At 65.6% G+C, this 18,958-nt stretch carries 16 protein-coding genes; 2 read left to right on the top strand and 14 right to left on the bottom strand.

Annotated elements, in window-relative coordinates:
* Positions 1–109 precede the first annotated feature (109 nt).
* The 6 genes from OEJ36_RS03630 to OEJ36_RS03605 form a co-directional block, all read right to left on the bottom strand.
* The gene (locus OEJ36_RS03630) at positions 110–1,201 is read right to left on the bottom strand and encodes a polyamine ABC transporter substrate-binding protein (RefSeq protein ID WP_263400414.1); all 1,092 of its coding nucleotides are present in this window, start codon (positions 1,199–1,201) and stop codon (positions 110–112) included.
* 74 nt (positions 1,202–1,275) lie between these two features.
* Positions 1,276–2,370: a polyamine ABC transporter substrate-binding protein gene (locus tag OEJ36_RS03625; protein WP_411860958.1), complete on the bottom strand. Its 1,095-nt coding sequence runs from the start codon at positions 2,368–2,370 to the stop codon at positions 1,276–1,278.
* A gap of 58 nt (positions 2,371–2,428) precedes the next feature.
* Complete coding sequence (locus OEJ36_RS03620) at positions 2,429–3,529, bottom strand: polyamine ABC transporter substrate-binding protein (RefSeq protein WP_263400413.1); 1,101 nt, start codon at positions 3,527–3,529, stop codon at positions 2,429–2,431.
* Between the two features lie 148 nt (positions 3,530–3,677).
* A complete protein-coding gene (locus OEJ36_RS03615) occupies positions 3,678–5,048 on the bottom strand; it encodes an aspartate aminotransferase family protein (protein WP_021218247.1) in 1,371 nt (456 codons plus the stop codon).
* Between the two features lie 64 nt (positions 5,049–5,112).
* Positions 5,113–6,471 carry a glutamine synthetase family protein gene (locus OEJ36_RS03610; protein ID WP_263400412.1) on the bottom strand — a complete coding sequence of 453 codons (1,359 nt, stop codon included), beginning with the start codon at positions 6,469–6,471 and terminating at the stop codon, positions 5,113–5,115.
* A gap of 42 nt (positions 6,472–6,513) precedes the next feature.
* Positions 6,514–7,266 (bottom strand): gamma-glutamyl-gamma-aminobutyrate hydrolase family protein, encoded by a 753-nt coding sequence (locus OEJ36_RS03605; protein ID WP_263400411.1) that lies wholly within the window; start codon positions 7,264–7,266, stop codon positions 6,514–6,516.
* A gap of 276 nt (positions 7,267–7,542) precedes the next feature.
* Here OEJ36_RS03605 and OEJ36_RS03600 point away from each other — a divergent pair, with 276 nt between their 5' ends.
* Both OEJ36_RS03600 and OEJ36_RS03595 read left to right on the top strand, forming a co-directional pair.
* Positions 7,543–8,919, top strand: coding sequence for a glutamine synthetase family protein (locus OEJ36_RS03600; RefSeq protein ID WP_263400410.1), 1,377 nt, complete (start codon positions 7,543–7,545; stop codon positions 8,917–8,919).
* Between the two features lie 197 nt (positions 8,920–9,116).
* Entirely contained in the window at positions 9,117–10,175 is a 1,059-nt protein-coding gene (locus OEJ36_RS03595; RefSeq protein WP_263400409.1) for a polyamine ABC transporter substrate-binding protein, read from the top strand.
* 5 nt (positions 10,176–10,180) lie between these two features.
* Here the strand turns inward: OEJ36_RS03595 and OEJ36_RS03590 are convergent, their stop codons facing one another.
* From OEJ36_RS03590 to OEJ36_RS03555, 8 genes are all read right to left on the bottom strand, one after another.
* The gene (locus OEJ36_RS03590; protein ID WP_263400408.1) at positions 10,181–11,104 is read right to left on the bottom strand and encodes a CobW family GTP-binding protein; all 924 of its coding nucleotides are present in this window, start codon (positions 11,102–11,104) and stop codon (positions 10,181–10,183) included.
* A complete protein-coding gene (locus OEJ36_RS03585) occupies positions 11,101–12,846 on the bottom strand; it encodes an amidohydrolase (protein ID WP_263400407.1) in 1,746 nt (581 codons plus the stop codon). The genes OEJ36_RS03590 and OEJ36_RS03585 overlap by 4 nt, the downstream gene beginning before the upstream one ends.
* Before the next feature lie 84 nt (positions 12,847–12,930).
* Entirely contained in the window at positions 12,931–14,112 is a 1,182-nt protein-coding gene (locus OEJ36_RS03580) for a pyridoxal phosphate-dependent aminotransferase (RefSeq protein WP_263400406.1), read from the bottom strand.
* 40 nt (positions 14,113–14,152) lie between these two features.
* On the bottom strand, positions 14,153–14,842 hold the full coding sequence (locus tag OEJ36_RS03575; RefSeq protein ID WP_021218237.1) for an ABC transporter permease: 690 nt from the start codon (positions 14,840–14,842) through the stop codon (positions 14,153–14,155).
* A gap of 8 nt (positions 14,843–14,850) precedes the next feature.
* Positions 14,851–15,564: an ABC transporter permease gene (locus tag OEJ36_RS03570; RefSeq protein ID WP_263400405.1), complete on the bottom strand. Its 714-nt coding sequence runs from the start codon at positions 15,562–15,564 to the stop codon at positions 14,851–14,853.
* Positions 15,565–15,598: 34 nt separating this feature from the next.
* Complete coding sequence (locus OEJ36_RS03565) at positions 15,599–16,375, bottom strand: transporter substrate-binding domain-containing protein (RefSeq protein WP_263400404.1); 777 nt, start codon at positions 16,373–16,375, stop codon at positions 15,599–15,601.
* Positions 16,376–16,555: 180 nt separating this feature from the next.
* The gene (locus tag OEJ36_RS03560) at positions 16,556–17,359 is read right to left on the bottom strand and encodes an ATP-binding cassette domain-containing protein (RefSeq protein WP_263400403.1); all 804 of its coding nucleotides are present in this window, start codon (positions 17,357–17,359) and stop codon (positions 16,556–16,558) included.
* A 14-nt stretch (positions 17,360–17,373) separates the two neighbouring features.
* The gene (locus OEJ36_RS03555) at positions 17,374–18,954 is read right to left on the bottom strand and encodes an amidohydrolase (RefSeq protein ID WP_263400402.1); all 1,581 of its coding nucleotides are present in this window, start codon (positions 18,952–18,954) and stop codon (positions 17,374–17,376) included.
* Positions 18,955–18,958 lie beyond the last annotated feature (4 nt).

Raw genomic sequence — 18,958 nt, 5'->3', positions numbered from 1 at the left:
CCGGTTGCGTTGAGTATCGCTCGTTAGGCGCGAGACGCGCGTCCTGACCCGCTCGTCGCCCGCTCTGGTGCGGGGCCGCGCAACCCCAAGCCGCGCGGCCCGCCCCCGATCATTTGCCCGACTTGACCTTGGTCCAGCTACGGGTCATCAGCCGTTGCACCTTCGGAGGCAGTTCCTCCGAGACGTACAGCTTGTCCAGCACCGCTTGTGGCGGGTACACGGACGCGTCGTCACGCACTTCCTGATTCATGAATTCGCCCGACTTGGTGTTCGGGTTGGCGTAGCCCACGTAGTCGCTGACCTTGGCGATGACTTCGGGGCGCAGCAGGTAGTCGATGAAGGCGTGGGCTTCCTTGGCGTTGGCGGCATCGGCCGGCACGGCGACCATGTCGAACCACAGGTTGCCGCCCTCTTTCGGGATCGCATAGGCGATTTCGACGCCCTTGCCGGCTTCCTCGGCGCGCGCGGCGGCCTGGAAGATGTCACCGGAGAAGCCCGCCGCGACGCAGATGTCGCCGTTGGCCAGGTCACCGATGTACTTGGAGGAGTGGAAATAGGTGATGTAGGGGCGTACCTCCATCAGCTTGGCCTCGGCTTTCTTGTAGTCGTCCGGGTTCTTGCTGTTGGGGTTCAGGCCCAGGTAATTGAGCATGGCCGGAATCATTTCGTCGGCCGAGTCGAGGAAGGCCACGCCGCACTGGCTGAGCTTCTTGATGTTCTCGGGTTCGAAGATCACCGACCAGGAGTCGATCTTGTCGACGCCGAGCACGGCCTTGACCTTCTCGGCGTTGTAGCCGATGCCGTTGGTGCCCCAGAGGTAGGGGACGGAGTACTGGTTGCCGGGGTCGTTGGCTTCCAGGCGCTTGAGCAGCGCGGGATCGAGGTTGTCCCAGTTCTTCAGCTGGCTGCGGTCCAGTTTCTGGAAGGCGCCGGCCTTGATCTGCTTGCCGAGGAAGTGGTTGGAGGGGACCACCACGTCATACCCGGTGCGACCGGCCAGGAGCTTGCCTTCGAGGGTTTCGTTGGAGTCGAAGACGTCGTAGACGGGCTTGATGCCGGTCTCTTTCTGGAAGTCCGCCAGGGTGGTCTCGCCGATGTAGTCGGACCAGTTGTAGATGTGCACCGTCTGCTCGGCGTGGGCCTGTGAAGCCAGGGTCAGCACGGCGGCGGTGATCAGGGTTTTGCAGAAGGAAACTCGCACACTTTAATCCTCTTGATATGCCGGGCCGCTGGCGCACCGGGGCGCGCTGCGGAGTTTCTTATCGGGTTGTCGCTTCAACGACCGCTTTTTATCCGGGTCCAGTCACGGGTCAGCCAGCGCTGGACATCGCGCGGGCGCTCCCGGGCCACGTAGAGCTTGGCCATCACTTCCGGCGAGGGGTAGACGCCGGGGTTCTCGCGCACGCTGGCATCCACCAGCGCGGTCGCATCCTTGTTGGCATTGGCATAGGAAACGTAGTCGCTGATCTTGGCGATCACATCCGGGCGCATCAGGTAGTTGATGAAGATATGCGCCTCTTCCACGTGCTTGGCGTCCCGGGGGATGGCCAGCATGTCCGCCCACATGGCGGTGCCTTCCTTGGGGATGACGTAGATGATCTCGTCCTTGCGCCCGGCCTCTTCGGCGCGGCTGGCGGCCTGGAGCATGTCGCCGGAGTAGCCGAAGGCGATGCAGATGTCGCCGTTGGCCAGGTCGCCGATGGACTTGGAGGAGTGGAAGTAGGTGATGTACGGGCGCACCTTGAGCAGCTGGGCGGTGGCCTTGTCGTAGTCGGCACGCTCGTGGGTATGGGGCGAGCCGCCGAGGTAGTTGATCATCTGCGGCATGACTTCATCGCCGGAATCGATCAGGGCGACGCCGCACGGGGTGAGCTGCTTGACCACGTCGGGGTCGAACAGCAGCGACCAGGAATCGAGCTTGGCATCGGCACCGAGGATGGCGCGCACCTTGGTGGCGTTGAGGCCGATGCCGTTGGTGCCCCACATGTAGGGCACGGAGTATTCGTTGCCCGGATCGCCGCCTGCGAGGTTCTTCAGCACGGCAGGGTCCAGGTGGGAGAGGTTCGGCAGCTTGGACTTGTCCAGCTTCTGGTAGGTGCCGGCCTTGATCTGCTTGGCCAGGAAGTGGTTGGTGGGGACCACCACGTCGTAGCCGGATTGCCCGGTGGCGAGCTTGCCGTCGAGGGTTTCGTTGGAGTCGAAGACGTCGTAGACCACCTTGATCCCGGTTTCCTTCTGGAAGTTCTCCAGGGTGTCCGGGGCGATGTAATCGGACCAGTTGTACACATGCACGACACGCTCCTGCGCCTGTGTCATGGACACGACGAAGAAACTGGCCAGCAACCCGTACAGCCAGGGGCGATTGCGCATGAGGAGGTCCTCTTGGGGTGGTTCACCCTCCGGCGAGCGCCGGAGGGTGGGTGGCGGCTTACTTGCCCGACTTGATGGTGGTCCAGGTACGGGTCATCACGCGCTGCACCTTGGCCGGCAGGTCCGGGAAGGCGTAGAGCTTGGCCATGGTCTCCTTGCTCGGGTAGATGCCCGGGTCGGTGCGGATCGCCTCGTCCACCAGCGGGGTGGCGGCGGCGTTACCGTTCGGGAACTGCACGAAGTTGGTGATCTCGGCCATGATTTCCGGCTTCATCAGGAAGTTCATGAAGGCGTAGGCGGCGTCCGGGTTGGCGGCGTCGGCGGGGATCGCGACCATGTCGAAGAAGGTGCCGGCACCTTCCTTCGGAATGTTGTACGCGACCTTCACGCCAGCCTTGGCCTCGTCGGCGCGGGACTTGGCCTGGTACACGTCACCCGAGTAGCCCACGGCCACACAGAGGTTGCCGTTGGCCAGGTCGGAGATGTACTTGGAGGAGTGGAAGTAGGTCACGTGCGGACGGATCTTGAGGAACAGCGCCTCGGCTTCCTTGAGCTGCTTGGGGTCCTGGCTGACCGGGCTGTAGCCCAGGTAGTGCAGGGCGATCGGCAGGATCTCGGTCGGCGAGTCGAGGAAGGAGACGCCGCAGGATTTCAGCTTCTCGATGTTCTCGGGCTTGAACAGCAGGTCCCAGGAGTCCACCGGAGCCTTGTCGCCGAGCACGGCCTTGACCTTGTCGACGTTGTAGCCGATGCCGATGGAGCCCCACATGTAGGGGAAGGCGTACTGGTTGCCCGGGTCGGACACTTCAACGGTCTTCAGCAGGTCCGGGTCCAGGTTCTTCCAGTTCGGCAGCTTGGACTTGTCCAGCGGCTGATAGACCTTGGCCTTGATCTGCTTGGCCAGGAAGTTGTTGGACGGCACCACGATGTCGTAACCGGATTTGCCGGCAAGAAGCTTGGCTTCAAGGGTTTCGTTGGAATCGAAGACGTCGTAGACGACCTTGATGCCGGTTTCCTTGGTGAACTTCTCGACGGTTTCCGGAGCGATGTAGTCAGACCAGTTATAGACGTGCAGCACCTTGTCTTCTGCCTGCGCCACACCGGCCACAGCGCCAGCGAGCGTCATGGCGAGCAAGGTCTTGCCGAAGGTTTTGAACATGCGGGTAGCTCCATTTGTTGTTTAAGTGTCCGAGCGGCGTTGCCACCGCCCGGTGAGCCTGGCCAACGCACTGGCGCAGTCTGGCAAGGTCAGGGGCGCGCTTACAACAGCTCGCGGGATGCGATTGTTTGCAAACTCGCCCAATTGCTCAACCCAGAACTGCACTCGCGGTGAGATCGAGGCACTTGCGGGCCTTGGTCACCAGTTCGTCGATCTCGTCCTTACTGATCACCAGCGGCGGCGAAACAATCATAGTGTCCCCAACCGCACGCATGATCAGGCCATTGCGGAAGCAGTGCTCGCGGCACTGCATGCCCACGCCCAGATCGGTGAAACGCTCACGGGTCTTCTTGTTCTTGACCAGTTCCAGGGCGCCAACCATGCCGACCCCACGCGCTTCGCCAACCAGGGGATGGTCAGCCAGCTCCTGCCAGCGTTGTTGCAAATACGGTGCCGTTTCCGCCTTCACTTTCTCGACGATCTTCTCTTCGCGGAGGATGCGGATGTTTTCCAGCGCCACCGCAGCGGCCACCGGGTGACCGGAGTAGGTGAAGCCGTGGTAGAACTCGCCGCCCTGGTTGAGCACCTCGACCACCTCGTCACGGACGATCACGCCGCCCATGGGGATGTAGCCGGAGGTCAGGCCCTTGGCGATGGGCATCAGGTCCGGGGCGTTGCCGTAGTACTGGCTGCCGAACCACTCGCCGGTACGGCCGAAGCCGCAGATGACTTCGTCGGCGATGAACAGGATGTCGTAGCGGGCGAGGATCTCGCGGATCTTCGGCCAGTAGGTTTCCGGCGGCACGATCACGCCGCCCGCGCCCTGGATGGGCTCGGCGATGAAGGCGGCGACGTTCTCCTCGCCGACTTCGAGAATCTTCTTCTCCAACTGCTCGGCGGCCCAGACGCCGAACTCTTCGGGGGCCATGTCGCCACCCTCGCCGAACCAGTAGGGCTGGGCGATGTGGGTGATCCCCGGGATCGGCAGGTCGCCCTGCTCGTGCAGCGCCTTCATGCCGCCGAGGCTGACGCCGGCGACGGTGGAGCCGTGGTAGCCGTTCCAGCGGCCGATGACCACTTTCTTCTTCGGCTGGCCCTTGGTCGCCCAGTAGTGGCGGACCATGCGCAGCACGGTGTCGTTGGCCTCGGAACCGGAACCGGTGAAGAACACGTGGTTCATGCCCTCGGGCGCCAGCTCGGAAATGGCCTTGGCCAGTTCGATGACGGGCGGGTGGGCGGTCTGGAAGAACAGGTTGTAGAAGGGCAGCTCGCGCATCTGGCGGGTGGCCGCCTGCACCAGTTCCTCGCGGCCGTAGCCGACGTTGACGCACCACAGGCCGGCCATGGCGTCGAGGATCTTGTTGCCCTCGCTGTCCCAGATGTAGACGCCGTCGGCTTTGGTGATGATCCGCGCGCCCTTGGCATTCAACGCCTGATAGTCGGTGAACGGCGGCAGGTGGTGGTCGCGACTGAGTGCCTGCCACTCAAGGGTCTGGGGGTTGGTCACTTGGCTCTTCATTATCTACACCTCTATGCAAATCTGGGTTGGCGTGCCGCGCCACGAACGCGGCACGCCGTTTGGATCAGACGGAAAGCAGCAGGAATTCACGCTCCCAGGAGCTGATGACCCGCTTGAAGTTCTCGTGCTCGGCGCGTTTCACCGCGACGTAGGCGCTGATGAACTTGGCACCCAGGAATTTCTCCAGGGCCTTGCAGTTCTCCAGGCGCTCGAGGGCGTCTTCGAGGGTCAGCGGCAGACGCAGGTTGCGACGCTCGTAACCACGGCCTTTCACCTGTGCGCTCGGCTTGATCTGTTCGACCATGCCTATATAGCCGCACAGCAGGCTGGCGGCGATCGCCAGGTAGGGGTTGGCGTCGGCGCCGGCCAGGCGGTTCTCCACGCGGCGGTTCTGCGGGGTGGCATCGGGAACGCGCAGGCCCACGGTGCGGTTCTCCTCGCCCCATTCCACGTTCACCGGCGCCGAGGTGTCGGGCAGGAAGCGGCGGAAGGAGTTCACGTTCGGGGCGAACAGCGGCAGCAGCTCGGGGATGAACTTCTGCAGGCCACCGATGTGGTGCAGGAACAGCTCGCTCATGGAGCCATCTTCATTGGAGAAGATGTTCTTGCCGGTCTTGATGTCCACCACGCTCTGGTGCAGGTGCATGGCACTGCCCGGCTGGTCGGTGATCGGCTTGGCCATGAAGGTGGCGGCGACGTTATGTTTCAGCGCGGCCTCGCGCATGGTGCGCTTGAACACGGTGATCTGGTCGGCCAGGGACAGGGCTTCGCCGTGACGGAAGTTGATCTCCATCTGCGCCGGGCCTTCCTCGTGGATGAGGGTGTCCAGGTCCAGGTCCTGGGCTTCGCACCAGTCGTACATGTCCTCGAACAGCGGGTCGAATTCGTTCGCCGCGTCGATGGAGAAGGACTGGCGGCCGGTTTCCGGACGGCCGGAACGACCGATCGGCGCCTGCAGCGGGTAGTCGGGGTCGTCGCTGCGCTTGGTCAGGTAGAACTCCATCTCCGGCGCGACGATCGGGCGCCAGCCCTTGTCGGCGTAGAGCTTGAGCACCTTCTTGAGGATGTTGCGCGGCGACAGCTCGATGGGGTTGCCCATCTTGTCGAAGGTGTCGTGGATCACCATCGCGGTAGGTTCCAGCGCCCAGGGCACGAGGAACACGGCGTTCTCGTCCGGGCGGCAGACCATGTCGATGTCGGCAGGGTCCAGCAGCTCGTAATAAACGTCGTCCTCGACATAGTCGCCGGTGACGGTCTGCAGCAGCACACTCTCGGGGAGGCGCATGCCCTTCTCGTCGAGGAACTTGTTGGTCGGCGAAATCTTGCCCCGGGCAATGCCGGTAAGATCGCTGATCAAGCATTCAACTTCGGTGATTTTGCGTTCTTTCAACCAGCTTGTGAGCTGGTCCAACTTGGTAGTCATAAAGACCTCAGGGTGTGAGAGCTGCAACTGGTATAGCTGAGCTCAGCGTTGCCCCGCCCTCTTCCTGCAAGCCTCACCAAAGGCCTGGAAGATGGCGAGATAATCGGGATTGGAACGAACCTGCCACTCGGGGTGCCACTGTACTCCGAGCGCGAAACTCTTCGCGCCGACGACCGAGCAGGATTCGACCAACCCGTCAGGCGCCAGCGCTTCTACGTGAAGGCCCGGCGCCAGACGTTCAACGCCCTGGCCATGAATGGAATTTACGAGAATCTCCGCAGGCAAGCCGATGCCCGCGAGGATGCCGCCCGGCTGGATCTGCACGGGGTGGCGGGTTGCATACTGCACCTCGAGCGGCTCATCGGCCGGCTCGCGGTGATCCATGAAGCCTACAACCGCATGCACCTTCTGATGCAGGGTGCCGCCGAAGGCCACGTTCATTTCCTGGAAGCCCCGGCAGATGCCAAGCACGGGCACACCGGCGTCCACGGCGGCGCGCATCAGCGAAAGCGTGGTGCCATCGCGCTGCGGGTCGTGGAGGGTGCCGGGCTCGCTGGCCGGGCCTGAATAAAGATGGGGTTCGACGTTGGAAGGTGAACCGGTGAACAGCAAGCCGTCTAGACTGGCCAGAAGGGATGTCGTGTCGAGGAGCTCGCCGAGAGCCGGAATAATCAGCGGAACCCCGCCGGCGCCAAGGGCTACCGCACGAAGATACTTGTCACCCGCTATATGGTAGGGATGCAGACCGATCTGCTTGGTGCAGGCGGTGACGCCGATGAACGGCAGGCGAGACATGAGACACCCGTTTTATTGCTGTTATGGGTTGCGACCGAGCTTAGCGTTGTTCATTTTTTTACACAATAGGGCTGTAAAAAATCGAACACACCTCGCTGAGCGCCCCGCCGCCCATGGTCCCGAGAGGGGTTCCAAGCCCTCTAAACGCCCCAAAATTGGCCATATGGCCCTGTTTTAGGGCAAAATGGGGCGCTATTGACATCGTTAGGGGTTTCCGATTGACTCACACCCCAGCGAACGTGTGATTGATATTTTTAACAAGAAAGGTGTTGCATCATGTCGGTACCCCCGCGTGCCGTTCAGCTTCAAGAAGCGAACGAGTTCCTTAAGGAACATCCTGAGGTCCAGTTCGTCGACCTCCTGATCGCAGATATGAATGGAGTAGTACGAGGCAAGCGAATCGAACGCGCCAGCCTCCACAAGGTTTACGAAAAAGGCATCAACCTCCCCGCTTCCTTATTTGCCCTCGATATCAACGGTTCCACCGTTGAGAGCACCGGCCTCGGCCTGGATATCGGCGACGCCGACCGCATCTGCTACCCGATCCCCGGCACCCTGTGCGACGAGCCCTGGCAGAAGCGCCCCACCGCGCAACTGCTGATGACCATGCACGAAATGGAAGGCGAGCCCTTCTTCGCCGACCCGCGTGAAGTCCTGCGCCAGGTCGTCGAGAAATTCGACGCACTCGGTCTGACCATCTGCGCTGCATTCGAGCTCGAGTTCTACCTGATCGACCAGGAGAACGTGAACGGCCGTCCGCAGCCGCCGCGCTCCCCCATCTCCGGCAAGCGTCCGCAGTCCACCCAGGTGTACCTCATCGATGACCTCGACGAATACGCCGACTGCCTGCAGGACATCCTCGAAGGCGCCAAGGTCCAGGGCATCCCGGCCGACGCCATCGTCAAGGAAAGCGCCCCGGCCCAGTTCGAGGTCAACCTCCACCACGTGGCGGACCCGATCAAGGCCTGCGACTACGCCGTGCTGCTCAAGCGCCTGGTGAAGAACATCGCGTATGACCACGAGATGGACACCACCTTCATGGCCAAGCCCTACCCGGGTCAGGCCGGCAACGGTCTGCACGTCCATATCTCGCTGCTGGACAAGCATGGCAAGAACATCTTTGCCAGCGAGGATCCCGAGCAGAACGCCGCATTGCGCCATGCGCTCGGCGGTGTGCTCGAGACCCTGCCCGCTTCCATGGCCTTCCTCTGCCCGAACGTGAACTCGTATCGCCGCTTCGGCGCGCAGTTCTACGTGCCGAACGCACCGAGCTGGGGTCTGGACAACCGTACCGTCGCCCTGCGCGTGCCCACCGGCAGTGCGGATGCGGTGCGTATCGAACACCGCGTAGCCGGTGCCGATGCCAACCCGTACCTGATGATGGCGTCGATCCTGGCGGGCGTGCACCACGGCCTGACCAACCAGATCGAACCCGGCGCCCCCATCGAAGGCAACTCGTACGAGCAGCTGGAGCAGAGCCTGCCGAACAACCTGCGCGATGCCCTGCGCGAGCTGGACGACAGCGAAATCCTGGCCAAGTACATCAGCCCGGACTACATCGACATCTTCGTCGCGTGCAAGGAAAGCGAGCTGGAGGAATTCGAACACTCCATCTCCGACCTCGAATACAACTGGTATCTGCATACCGTGTAAGCGAGTCGAAAGACGCCGGCCCCAGGGCCGGCGTTTTTTTGCCTGCGATTCACCCCTTCCTCCCACCCGCGATCTCGGAAGGGCGCTGTGAGAACCGCGCAAAGGCCCGATCCAGAGAGGCCCAGCCGCTGACATGCATCAACCTGCTGAAACATTCACGCCGCAATAATGCGGCGTCAACCATCAGGGAGGACTCCATGCCCCGCTTCCTCGCACCGCTGCTGTTCGCGTTGTTGCCGACCCTGGCCAACGCTGAAGACACGATCCGCGTCTACAACTGGAACGACTACATCGCCCCCCAGGTGCTCAAGGACTTCGAGCAGCAGACCGGCATCCGCGTGGACTACCACACCTTCTCCAGCGCCGAAGAGCTGCAGAAGATCATGGAAAGCGGCGAGGCCATCGACATCGTCGTGCCCTCCCACAACAACCTCCCCGAACTGATCAAGGCCGGGCGCCTGCAGGCCCTGGACTTCAGCCGCCTGCCCAACCGCCAGCACCTGGACAAGCAGCTGCTGAGCAAGCTCGCCGCCGTCGACCCCAACAACCAGCACGCCGTGCCCTACCTCTGGGGCGCCGTGGGCCTCGCGGTGAACACGCCCCAGGCCGAGAAGGCCTATGGCGGCCCGCTGCCGCCGAGCTGGAGCGTGCTCTTCGAGCCGGAGCAGAGCAAGCGCCTGGCCAGCTGCGGCATGAGCGTGCTCGACGCCCCGGACGAGGCCCTGTCCATCCTCATGACCTACCAGGGCCGCACCCTCGCCCGCACCGCCCCCAGCCGCCTCAAGCGTTCCGCCGAGCTGCTCACCGGCCTGCGCCCGAACCTGCGCTACATCGACAGCGAGCGCTACATCGAAGACCTCAACAAGGGCCAGCTGTGCGTCGCCATGGCCTGGGTCGGCGACGCCCTCAACGCTGCGGCCGCCGGCCAGCCAGTGCGTTTCGTGGTGCCTGACGAGGGCTCGGTGCTGTTCATCGATAACCTCGCCATCCCCACCAGCGCCAACCGCGCCGACCTCGCCCACCGCTTCATCGACTTCATGATGCAGCCCAAGGTCGCCGCGCAGATCACCACTGAAACCCTCTACCCCAACGGCAATGCCGACGCCCGCGAATTCCTCGCCGCCGGCCTGCGTGACCAGCCCGGCCTCTACCCGGACAAGGAAACCAAGCGCCGCCTGTTCGCCCTGGAGTCCCTGCCCGACAAGCTTGGCGCCACCCGTGACCAGGTCTGGGCCGAGTTCCGCGACGGCCACTGATCCCGTCAGCGCAGGCAGGCGCGCAAGCCGCTCTCCAGCGCCTCGCGCCCGGCGAACCCACGCCGGGCGATGAACACCAGGCGCATGCCGTCGTCCACCGCCCCGCTCACCGGGCTGAACTGGCTGCGCCGGCCCACCTGCTGCAACCACAACGGCCCCTCGCCAGCCTCCAGGCGCACCCAGCCCTTGAGGCGGAACAGCGCGTCCGGCAGGCCCGCCAGCCAGGCCCTCAGGCGCTGGGACTCGAAGCGCCCCTCGCCTTCCCAGACCCAGGATTCGAACAACTGCCCATGGTCCGCCGTCGCCACCCGCGTCAGTGCGCCAGGCGTACGGCTCGGCGCGCCAGCGTCCAGCCACAGCGCATCCGGCAGATCGGCCTGCACCCCGACATGCAGCAACGCCCGCGCCGGCAGTGCTTCGCGCAGGCGTTCCAGTTCCTCCGCGTCCACCAGGTCGGTCTTGTTCAGCAGCAGCACATCGGCTGCCGCTACCTGGGCACGGGCCAGCCGCGCGTATTCGCCGTCCAGTTCCAGGTGCCGGGTGGCGTCCACCAGGGTGATGACCAGGTCCAGCCGCAGCAGGCTGCGCAGCTGTGGATAAGCCAGGGTCTGCACGATGCGTTGCGGGTCGGAAACGCCGCTGCACTCGATGACGATGCGCTGCAGGCGCGGCTGCAGCCGCGCCAGGCTGGCGAGCTGGGCCAGCAGGTCCTCCTGCACCGTGCAGCAGATGCAACCGTTCTGCAGGCTGTACACCGCATCGGTGACCTCGGCCACCAGCGCCGCATCGATGTTCAGCGCACCGAAGTCGTTGACGATCACCGCCAGCCGGCTATCCCCCGCGCGCTGCACCATGCGATTGAGCAAGGTGGTCTTGCCGGCGCCGAGAAAGCCCGCCACCACCGTGACCGCGATGCGCTCGTCCATCATTGCTGTGCCTCGATCACCGGCGGCTCGCCGCTCCAGACCGCCTTCAGGCCAAGCCCGGCCAGCGCCTCCTCGCGGTCGTAGACCAGTTGCCCCTCGACGAAGGTCAGCTGCACCTGGGTGCGGTGGATGTAGTTGCGCGCCGGCTGGGCGAACAGGTCGCGGTCGAGCACGATCAGGTCCGCCGCCTTGCCCGCTTCCAGGCTGCCGGTGCTGCCCTCCAGGCCCATGGCGATGGCACCGTTGCTGGTGGCTACGCGCAGCGCCTGCTGCAGGGTGATCGGCTCGCCGAAGCAGGCCGGGTCGTCGTTCCAGGGGTTCTGCCGGGTGACCATGGTTTCCAGCGCCAGCCAGGGGTCGATGGACGCCACCGGCCAGTCGGTGCCGAACACCGCCGTGCCGCCCGCCTCCAGCACGCCCTTGAAGTCGTAGATGCGCTTGAGGCGCTCCTGCCCATAGCCCGAACGGGCGCCGGTGGCGAAGGGCGTCGGGTACCAGGCAGCGGGCGAGAATTCGGCGATCACCTGCAGCTCCTGGAAGCGCTTGAGGTTGCCGGGGTGCAGCAGCGTGCTGTGGGCGCACTGGTGGCGCACGCCGCTGAAACCGTTGCGCCGCCGCGCCTCGGCCACCGCATCGAGAAACACGTCGGAGGCGCCGTCGCCGGTGCAGTGGGCGATCACGCGGATGCCCCGGCTGTCCATGTCCACCAGCATGTCGGTGATGTGCTCGGGGGTGAGGTTGAGCTTGCCGCGCCAGTCCGACTCGTTCGGCCAGGGCGTGAGCAGGAAGGACGAGCGCGGCTCCACGGTGCCGTCGAAGTGGAACTTCACCGCGTTGGCGCTGAGGCGGGCGCTGCGGTAGTAGTGACGCTCGCCGCTGAGCAGCTCCCAGCGCCGGCGCACCGGGAAGATATCGTCCTGCCAACTGATCGCCGCCTCGATGCGCACCGTCAGCTCACCGGCGTCATCCAGTTCCTTCAGCGCCTGCAAACGGTGTTCGCAGACATGCACGTACTTGCTCGCCGTCACCCCCCGCGTGCTCTGGAAATGCACGCCATCGCGGTAGGCCCGGCGCAGTACCGCCACCGGAGTCGGCGGCATGGCGGCGTGGATCATCGCGTAGGCGCCATCGATCATCAGGCCGGTGGGTTCGCCGGTGAGTTCATCGCGCTCCAGGTAGCCGTTGCGCGGGTCGGGGGTGTGGCGATCGATGCCGGCCAGCTGCAAGGCCTTGGAGTTGACCATCATGGTGCCCCACATGCGGTCCAGCAGCGCCACCGGGCGGTCCGGCATTACCTGGTCGAGCCAGGCCCGCCCGGGCACCAGCCCCGCCTCGCGAAAGGTGTAGCGCACCCAGTACTGGCCGTGGATCCAGCCATCGCCGGGGTGGGAATCGGCATAGGCACGGATTGCTGCCTCCAGTTGCGCGGGCGTCGGGTCTTCGATGCCGACGTCCAGGTCATCGCTGTAGCGCGGCGCCAGGGCCAGGTCCGGGTGGGTGTGCATGTCGTGCAGGCCGGGCATGCAGAAGGCGCCGCCCAGGTCATGCACGCGGGTGGCCGGTCCCTTGTAGGCCTGCACGGCGGCGCGGCTGCCCACGGCGAGCAGGCGGCCATCGCGGATGGCCACCGCCTCGGCCCAGGGCTGCGCCGGGTCCATGGTGCAGATGCGACCGTTATCGAGGATCAGGTCGGCAAAATGGCCAGTGGCCGAATGGGTCGAGGTGAAGTTGTCGGCGTCAGTCATGGCGGCACCTTGTGATTTTCGGGCGTGGCCAGGCCCGGCGCAGGAATGCGCCGTGAGCCTGGTTCGGTCAGGGGTTGCGGTGGGTCAGCGCTGGCGTTGCAGGCGCTCGATGAAGCCGGCGATGCGTCGGCAGGCCTCTTCCAGCTCGGCATCGGAGACGGTGAACGAGAGCCGCACGAAGCCCCGGCAGCTGGCGCCGAAGGCTTCGGCGTCGAGCACCGAGACCCCGGTCTCGCGGAACAGCTGCCAGGCGAAGTCCATCCCCGAGAGGCCGGTGCCGCGCACGTCCACCAGCATGAACATGCCGGCCTCCGGCACCTTGCAGTGCAGCAGCGGCACATCGGCCAGCGCGCTGGCCACCAGGTCGCGGCGGCGGCGATACAGCGTGCGGGCCGCGCCGACGATCTCCTCGTCCAGCTCCAGGGCCTTCAGCGCGGCGGCCTGGATGAAGCCCGGCAGGCCGTAGATCATGCACAGCATCAGGTTGTCGAGGTGGCCGATCAGCTCGCTCGGGGCCACCACCCAGCCCACGCGCCAGCCGGTCATGGCGTGGGATTTCGACAGGCTGTTGAGCACCACGGTGCGCTCGGCCATGCCCTCCAGGGTGGCGATGCTGCGGTGCGGGCGGTCGTAGGTGAGCTGCCCGTAGACCTCGTCGGACAGCACCCAGAGATCATGGCGCCGGGCGACCTCCGCCACTGCCTCCAGCTCCTCCAGGGTGTAGACGTTGCCGGTGGGGTTGTTCGGCGTCGCCAGGGCGATGCCCCGGGTGCGTTCGGTAAGCACCGCCTCCAGCGCCTCGACGGTAAGGCGGAAGTCCCCTTCCGCCGGCTGCGCGATGCTCACCAGGCGGGCGCCGGACGCCTGGATGCTGGCGGCGTAGGTCAGGTACATCGGCTCCGGCACCAGCACCTCGTCACCGCCCTCGAACAGGCACATGGCGGTGGCGTAGAGGCCGTTCTGCGCCCCGGCCACCACTGCGACGTTGTCCACTTTAACGGGGATGCCCAGCAGCGTGCGTTGCTTGGCGGCGATGGCCTCGCGCAGCGGCGTGCGGCCGATCACCGCGCTGTAGTGGGTGTCGCCCTGGCCCAGGGCCTCTACGGCGGCGGCGCAGATCGGCTCGGCGGTGGCGAAGTCCGGGTCGCCGATGCTCAGCACGATGGCGTCCTCGCCCCGCTCCTGGGCTTCACAGGCGGCGTAGTGGATATCCCAGGCGCTGACGGTTTCGCCACTGATGCGCTGGACCAGGGATGAGTAGTTCATGCAGTGCTCCTCGCCGGCTCGCGCCGGCGTGCAAATGGGTTCAGGCCTGGCGCTGCGGCGTCCTGCCGACGCGCGCGAAGCCCTGTTCGATAAGGAAGGCCAGGACGATGTAGACCACCGCCACCACCAGCAGCGGCTCGTAGACGCGCAGGGTCTGCGAGCGGACCAGGTTGGCCGCGCCGAGCAGGTCGGTGACCGCCACGGTGGAGGCCAGGGCGGTGGACTTGAGCAACATCACGCTCTCGCCAGCCAGGGTCGGGCGCAGCATCTGCAGCGCGCGGGGCATCCACACCCGGCGCAGCACCTGCCAGGGGCGCATGCCATAAGCCCGCGCCGCCTCCAGCTCGCCCCGCGGCACCGCGCGCAGGCCGCCGCGCAACACCTCGCCGACATAGGCGCCGACGCTCAGGGTCAGGGCGAAGGCGACGTACCAGAAGCCCTCGCGCAGGTAGGGCCAGAGCAGGCTATGGCGGATCAGCGGGAAAGTGGCGAAGACGCTGCCGACGCCGTAGTAGAGGATGTAGATCTGCACCAGCAGCGGCGTGCCCCGCAGCACGCTGGTGTAGAAGCGCGCACCACCCGACAGCAGCGGGTTGCGCGACAGCCGCGCCAGGGCCACGGCCATCGCCAGCAGGAAGCCGAAGAAGGCCGAGATCAGCAGCAACTGCAGGGTCAGCACCGCGCCGCGCGTCAGCTCACCGGTAAAGCCATTCAACCAGGTGAAGTCCATGAGCCCTCCTAGGCGAGCCGGGGCATCCAGCGTTCGAAGCGTGCCTCGAAGCGCCGGAACACCAGGCTGGAGACCAGCGTGATGAGGTAGTAGAAGGCCGCCACCGCCAGGTAGAACATCAGGTAGTGCTTGGTCGACGCAGCAGCCTGGCGACCGGCGCCCAGCAGCTCGCTATAACCCACCACGCTGATCAGCGCGCTGTCCTTGACCAGCACCAGCCACAGGTTGGACAGGCCGGCGACCACGTGGGGCAGCATGCTCGGCACCAGCACCCGGTGCAGCACCATGAAGGGCTTCATGCCGTAGGCCCGCCCGGCCTCGATCTGGCCCACGGGAATGGCCTCGATGGCGCCACGGATGATCTCCGCCGAATAGGCGCCCTGGACGATGCCCAGCACCACGATGGCGGCGAGGAAGCCATTGACCTCCACCGGCGGTTGGCCCATGGCGGCCATCAGCAGGTTGAGCAGGTCGGAGCCGGCGTAGTACAGCAGTAGGATCAGCAGCAGCTCGGGCACCGCGCGGTACAGCGTGGTGTAGCAGTTGGCCCAGATCACCAGCCAGCGCGGCCCCCAGAGCTTGACCAGGGCGACGACCAGGCCCAGGGACAGGCCGAGCACGAAGGCCCCGACCGAGATGCCCAGGGTCTTCACGGCGCCCTGGGCCAGGGCCTGCAGCCAGCCATCGGCGAACAGCAGCCGTTGGATTTCGATAGCGGTCATGAATGCACCTGCGAGGAAAAGGGCCGAGTGCGCATCACTGCCGGGCCGAGATGTCGGCCTTGAAGTAGCGCCCGCGAATGGCGTCGTAGGTGCCGTCGTCGCGCAGCGCCTGCAGCGCCTGGTTCAGGCGCTCGCGCAGGGCATCGTTGCCCTTGCGCACCGCAGCGCCCACGCCCTCGCCGAACAGCGGGTCATGGGGTGCCACGCCCTTGCTGGCGAGCATCGAATTGTCCGGCAGGTCGAGCAGCGGCTCCACGGCCAACTGGTCGGCGAGCATGATGTCGATGCGGCCGCTGCGCAGGTCGGCGAGGATGTCGTCCTGGTCGTTGTAGTAGCGCACGGTGGAGTCCTTGCCGAAGTACTGCTTGGCGTAGGCGGAGTGGGTGGTCGAGCCCTGCACGCCGATGATCAGGCCCTTCAGGCCTTCGGGGGTGGGCTGCACGTCCAGGCTGCTGTCGGCGACCCAGAGGGCGGGCGTGAAGAAATAGGGCTCGCTGAAGTCCACCACCTGGCGCCGCTCGGGGGTGATCGACAGCGAGTTCAGCACCACATCCACCTGCTGCGCCTTGAGCGCGGGAATGAGGCCGTCCCAGGCCATCTCGTTGAGCGGGCACTGCGCCTGCAGGCGTTCGCACACGGCCCGGATCAGCTCCGGCTCGAAGCCGCTCCACTCACCCTTGCCGCTCTTGAAGGAGAAGGGTGGGTAGGGCTCCAGGGCGATGCCGAAGACGATCTTTTCCTGGGCCACGGCGGCGCTGGCGACGCTGGCCAGCAAGGCGGCCTGTAAAAAAGCGAGAAGGCTGTTTTTCATGGGGGGGTCCCTCGTTATGTTTATTGTTGGCAGGCTGTTGAAAAACTAACTGCGTGGCCGCTGCGGCGTTGAAAACGCCCTCAAAATGCTCATTTACCTCACGTAAACTGCGCTTTCTCGGCCGTTTTCGCCTTGCATCGGCTGCCTCGTCTACGTTTTTCAACGGCCTGCAAAAAGGGTTCAGCGGTTGTCCTGCGCCATCACGAACTGCCGGCAGCGCTCGCTGCGCGGGTCCAGCAGCACCTGGGAAGGCGGGCCCTGTTCCTCGATGCGGCCCTGGTGGAGGAACACCACCTGGCTCGAAACGTCCCGGGCGAAGGCCATCTCGTGGGTGACCAGGATCATGGTGCGGCCCTCCTCGGCGATGCCGCGGATCACCCGCAGCACATCGCCCACCAGCTCGGGGTCGAGGGCCGAGGTCGGCTCGTCGAAGAGCAGCACCTGCGGCCGTACCGCCAGCGCCCGGGCGATGGCCACGCGTTGCTGCTGGCCACCGGAGAGGAAGGCCGGGTAGACGTCGCGCTTCTCCGCCAGCCCCACCCGCTCCAGCAGTTGCTCGGCGTGGCCGATGGCGTCCTGGCGTTTCTCGCCGAGCACATGCACCGGCGCCTCGATGACGTTCTCCAGCACCGTGCGGTGCGGCCACAGGTTGAAGTTCTGGAACACCATGCTCAGGCGGGTGCGCAGGCGCTCCACCTGGCGCGGGTCGCCGATGCGACCGTGGCCGGCGCGGTCACGCTTGAGCGCCACCTTCTCGCCGTTGATGTGCAGGCTGCCGGCATCCGGGATTTCCAGCAGGTTGATGCAGCGCAGCAGGGTGCTCTTGCCCGAGCCGCTGGCGCCGATCAGCGACACCACGTCGCCCTCGCGGGCCTCCAGGGAAATGCCCTTGAGCACATGGTGCTCGGCGTAGCTCTTGTGCAGGTCGTCGATGGCGACCACGGGTGAAGTCGGCGCCAGGGCGGCGGCAGGTATCGTGTTCATCTCGTTGCTCCCCATCATTCGTCGTCTCGTGCGGGAATCCACCACTCTTCGCCCCGCACCGTGCGGATGTACTCCGGCCAGCGGAAGCGATGGGGTGCCTGGAAGTCCTTCGGCAGCAGCGGCGCCTGCCACTGCTCGCCACCGATGCCGCCGCCGGTGCGCTGCTCGAACTCGGCCTTGGCCGCCGCCAACAGCTCGGGCCGGGTGAACAGGTCGACCAGGGTCGCGGCGATGGTGCTGGCGGCCACCTGGACCATCGGGTCGATGGTTTCGCGGATGCCACCCAGGGCGTTGGCGACCCAGTCCGGGTAGACGTAGCCCGCAGGGGCCGAGAGCATCGGCCGGGCCACCAGCAGGCGCACGGTGGGGCAATGCCAGGTGTATTCGGGGTAGTCGTCCGAGGTCAGGTGCTTCTGCCAGGCCGGCATCTGCAGGCGCAGCTGGCGCTCGCATTCCTGGGGCTCGATCAGTTCCTCGGTGGCCGGGAGGAAGGGCCGGTCCATGGGCTCCAGGCCCAGGTTGGCCTGGATCTCGCGGCCCACGGCTATGGCCTCCTCGCCCCAGCGCGGCGCGCCGATGGCGGCGAGGTTGTCGTAGGTGGCCTGGGCCAGCACGTGGTTGGCCAGGCCGCCACGGGACTTGCACACCCAGGTCTTCTTCCACTGGCAGCCGGTGGCCAGCGCGGCAGCGGCGGCGTTGTTGTCCATCACCTTGGCGACGGTCTCGGCCTGCTCGATGGAATCGCAGCGCAGCAGGTACTGGATCTGCGCCAGGTGCGGCGGCAGGTTGTCGGCGGTGGCCTGGCCGGCGGTGAGGATCGCCTCGTTGTAGCTCCACAGGCCGGTGAACGGCAGGGTCGAGCGGCGCAGGCTCTCGTTCAGGGTGTAGAAGTGCACCAGCGCGTCGTTGGCGCCCGGCGCCCGCGCGGCCAGGTGGTTCTGCGGGATCGGGCTGTAGCTGTCGGCGGCGATCCAGTTCTGCGGGTCAGCGCAGGTGAAGCTGTAGATGTACGCGTAGGCGATGCCGCAGTGGGTGTCCCAGGTGGTGGTGTTGTTCAGCGGCAGCATGTAGGTGGGGTGGAAGCTGATGGCCGCGTCGAGGTCGTCGTAATAGCCCTTGGCGGCGTGCACCGGCTTGGAGGCGCGCAGCTTTTCCGCCGGCTCGCCGAAGAAGCGGAGGGTGCCCTGGATGCCGAACTCCAGCATCGCCGCCTTGGCCGCCAGGACCCCACCCAGGGCGCTGATGCCCAGCGCCGAATGGGGGTCGGTGTGGCCGGGGGCGAAGCGCGACAGGCCGTCCCTGGGCATCTGCCGGGTGGTGGCGGCCTGGCAGTTGCCCGGCACCGCGTCGTACTCGGCGTAGGTCGCCAGCAGGGGGCCCTCGCCATGGCTGAAGGTGGCGCAGAAGGCGGTGGGCATGCCGCCGCTGCCTTCTTCCACGGTGAAGCCTTCCTCGCGCAGCTTCTCGACGTACCAGGCGCAGGACTTGTACTCGCGGAAGGCCGGCTCGGCGAAATGCCAGATCACCTGGTGCCAGTCGGACAGCTGCTGGCCGTGGCGCTCGACCCAATCCAGGGCGAACTGCTTGTGGGGCATGTGC

This window comes from Pseudomonas sp. PDM13 (genome assembly GCF_025685765.1).
GTDB classification, from domain to species: domain Bacteria; phylum Pseudomonadota; class Gammaproteobacteria; order Pseudomonadales; family Pseudomonadaceae; genus Metapseudomonas; species Metapseudomonas solani.
This window is presented reverse-complemented; position numbering and strand designations above follow the sequence as displayed.

Excerpts from the sequence above, each read along its gene's own strand:
- OEJ36_RS03565 (WP_263400404.1), bottom strand. The coding sequence starts at position 16,375 with ATGAAAAACAGCCTTCTCGCTTTTTTACAGGCCGCCTTGCTGGCCAGC.
- OEJ36_RS03600 (WP_263400410.1), top strand. The coding sequence starts at position 7,543 with ATGTCGGTACCCCCGCGTGCCGTTCAGCTTCAAGAAGCGAACGAGTTC.
- OEJ36_RS03580 (WP_263400406.1), bottom strand. The coding sequence starts at position 14,112 with ATGAACTACTCATCCCTGGTCCAGCGCATCAGTGGCGAAACCGTCAGC.
- OEJ36_RS03610 (WP_263400412.1), bottom strand. The coding sequence starts at position 6,471 with ATGACTACCAAGTTGGACCAGCTCACAAGCTGGTTGAAAGAACGCAAA.
- OEJ36_RS03620 (WP_263400413.1), bottom strand. The coding sequence starts at position 3,529 with ATGTTCAAAACCTTCGGCAAGACCTTGCTCGCCATGACGCTCGCTGGC.
- OEJ36_RS03570 (WP_263400405.1), bottom strand. The coding sequence starts at position 15,564 with ATGACCGCTATCGAAATCCAACGGCTGCTGTTCGCCGATGGCTGGCTG.
- OEJ36_RS03595 (WP_263400409.1), top strand. The coding sequence starts at position 9,117 with ATGCCCCGCTTCCTCGCACCGCTGCTGTTCGCGTTGTTGCCGACCCTG.
- OEJ36_RS03625 (WP_411860958.1), bottom strand. The coding sequence starts at position 2,370 with ATGCGCAATCGCCCCTGGCTGTACGGGTTGCTGGCCAGTTTCTTCGTC.
- OEJ36_RS03560 (WP_263400403.1), bottom strand. The coding sequence starts at position 17,359 with ATGAACACGATACCTGCCGCCGCCCTGGCGCCGACTTCACCCGTGGTC.
- OEJ36_RS03585 (WP_263400407.1), bottom strand. The coding sequence starts at position 12,846 with ATGACTGACGCCGACAACTTCACCTCGACCCATTCGGCCACTGGCCAT.
- OEJ36_RS03615 (WP_021218247.1), bottom strand. The coding sequence starts at position 5,048 with ATGAAGAGCCAAGTGACCAACCCCCAGACCCTTGAGTGGCAGGCACTC.
- OEJ36_RS03555 (WP_263400402.1), bottom strand. The coding sequence starts at position 18,954 with ATGCCCCACAAGCAGTTCGCCCTGGATTGGGTCGAGCGCCACGGCCAG.
- OEJ36_RS03605 (WP_263400411.1), bottom strand. The coding sequence starts at position 7,266 with ATGTCTCGCCTGCCGTTCATCGGCGTCACCGCCTGCACCAAGCAGATC.
- OEJ36_RS03590 (WP_263400408.1), bottom strand. The coding sequence starts at position 11,104 with ATGATGGACGAGCGCATCGCGGTCACGGTGGTGGCGGGCTTTCTCGGC.
- OEJ36_RS03575 (WP_021218237.1), bottom strand. The coding sequence starts at position 14,842 with ATGGACTTCACCTGGTTGAATGGCTTTACCGGTGAGCTGACGCGCGGC.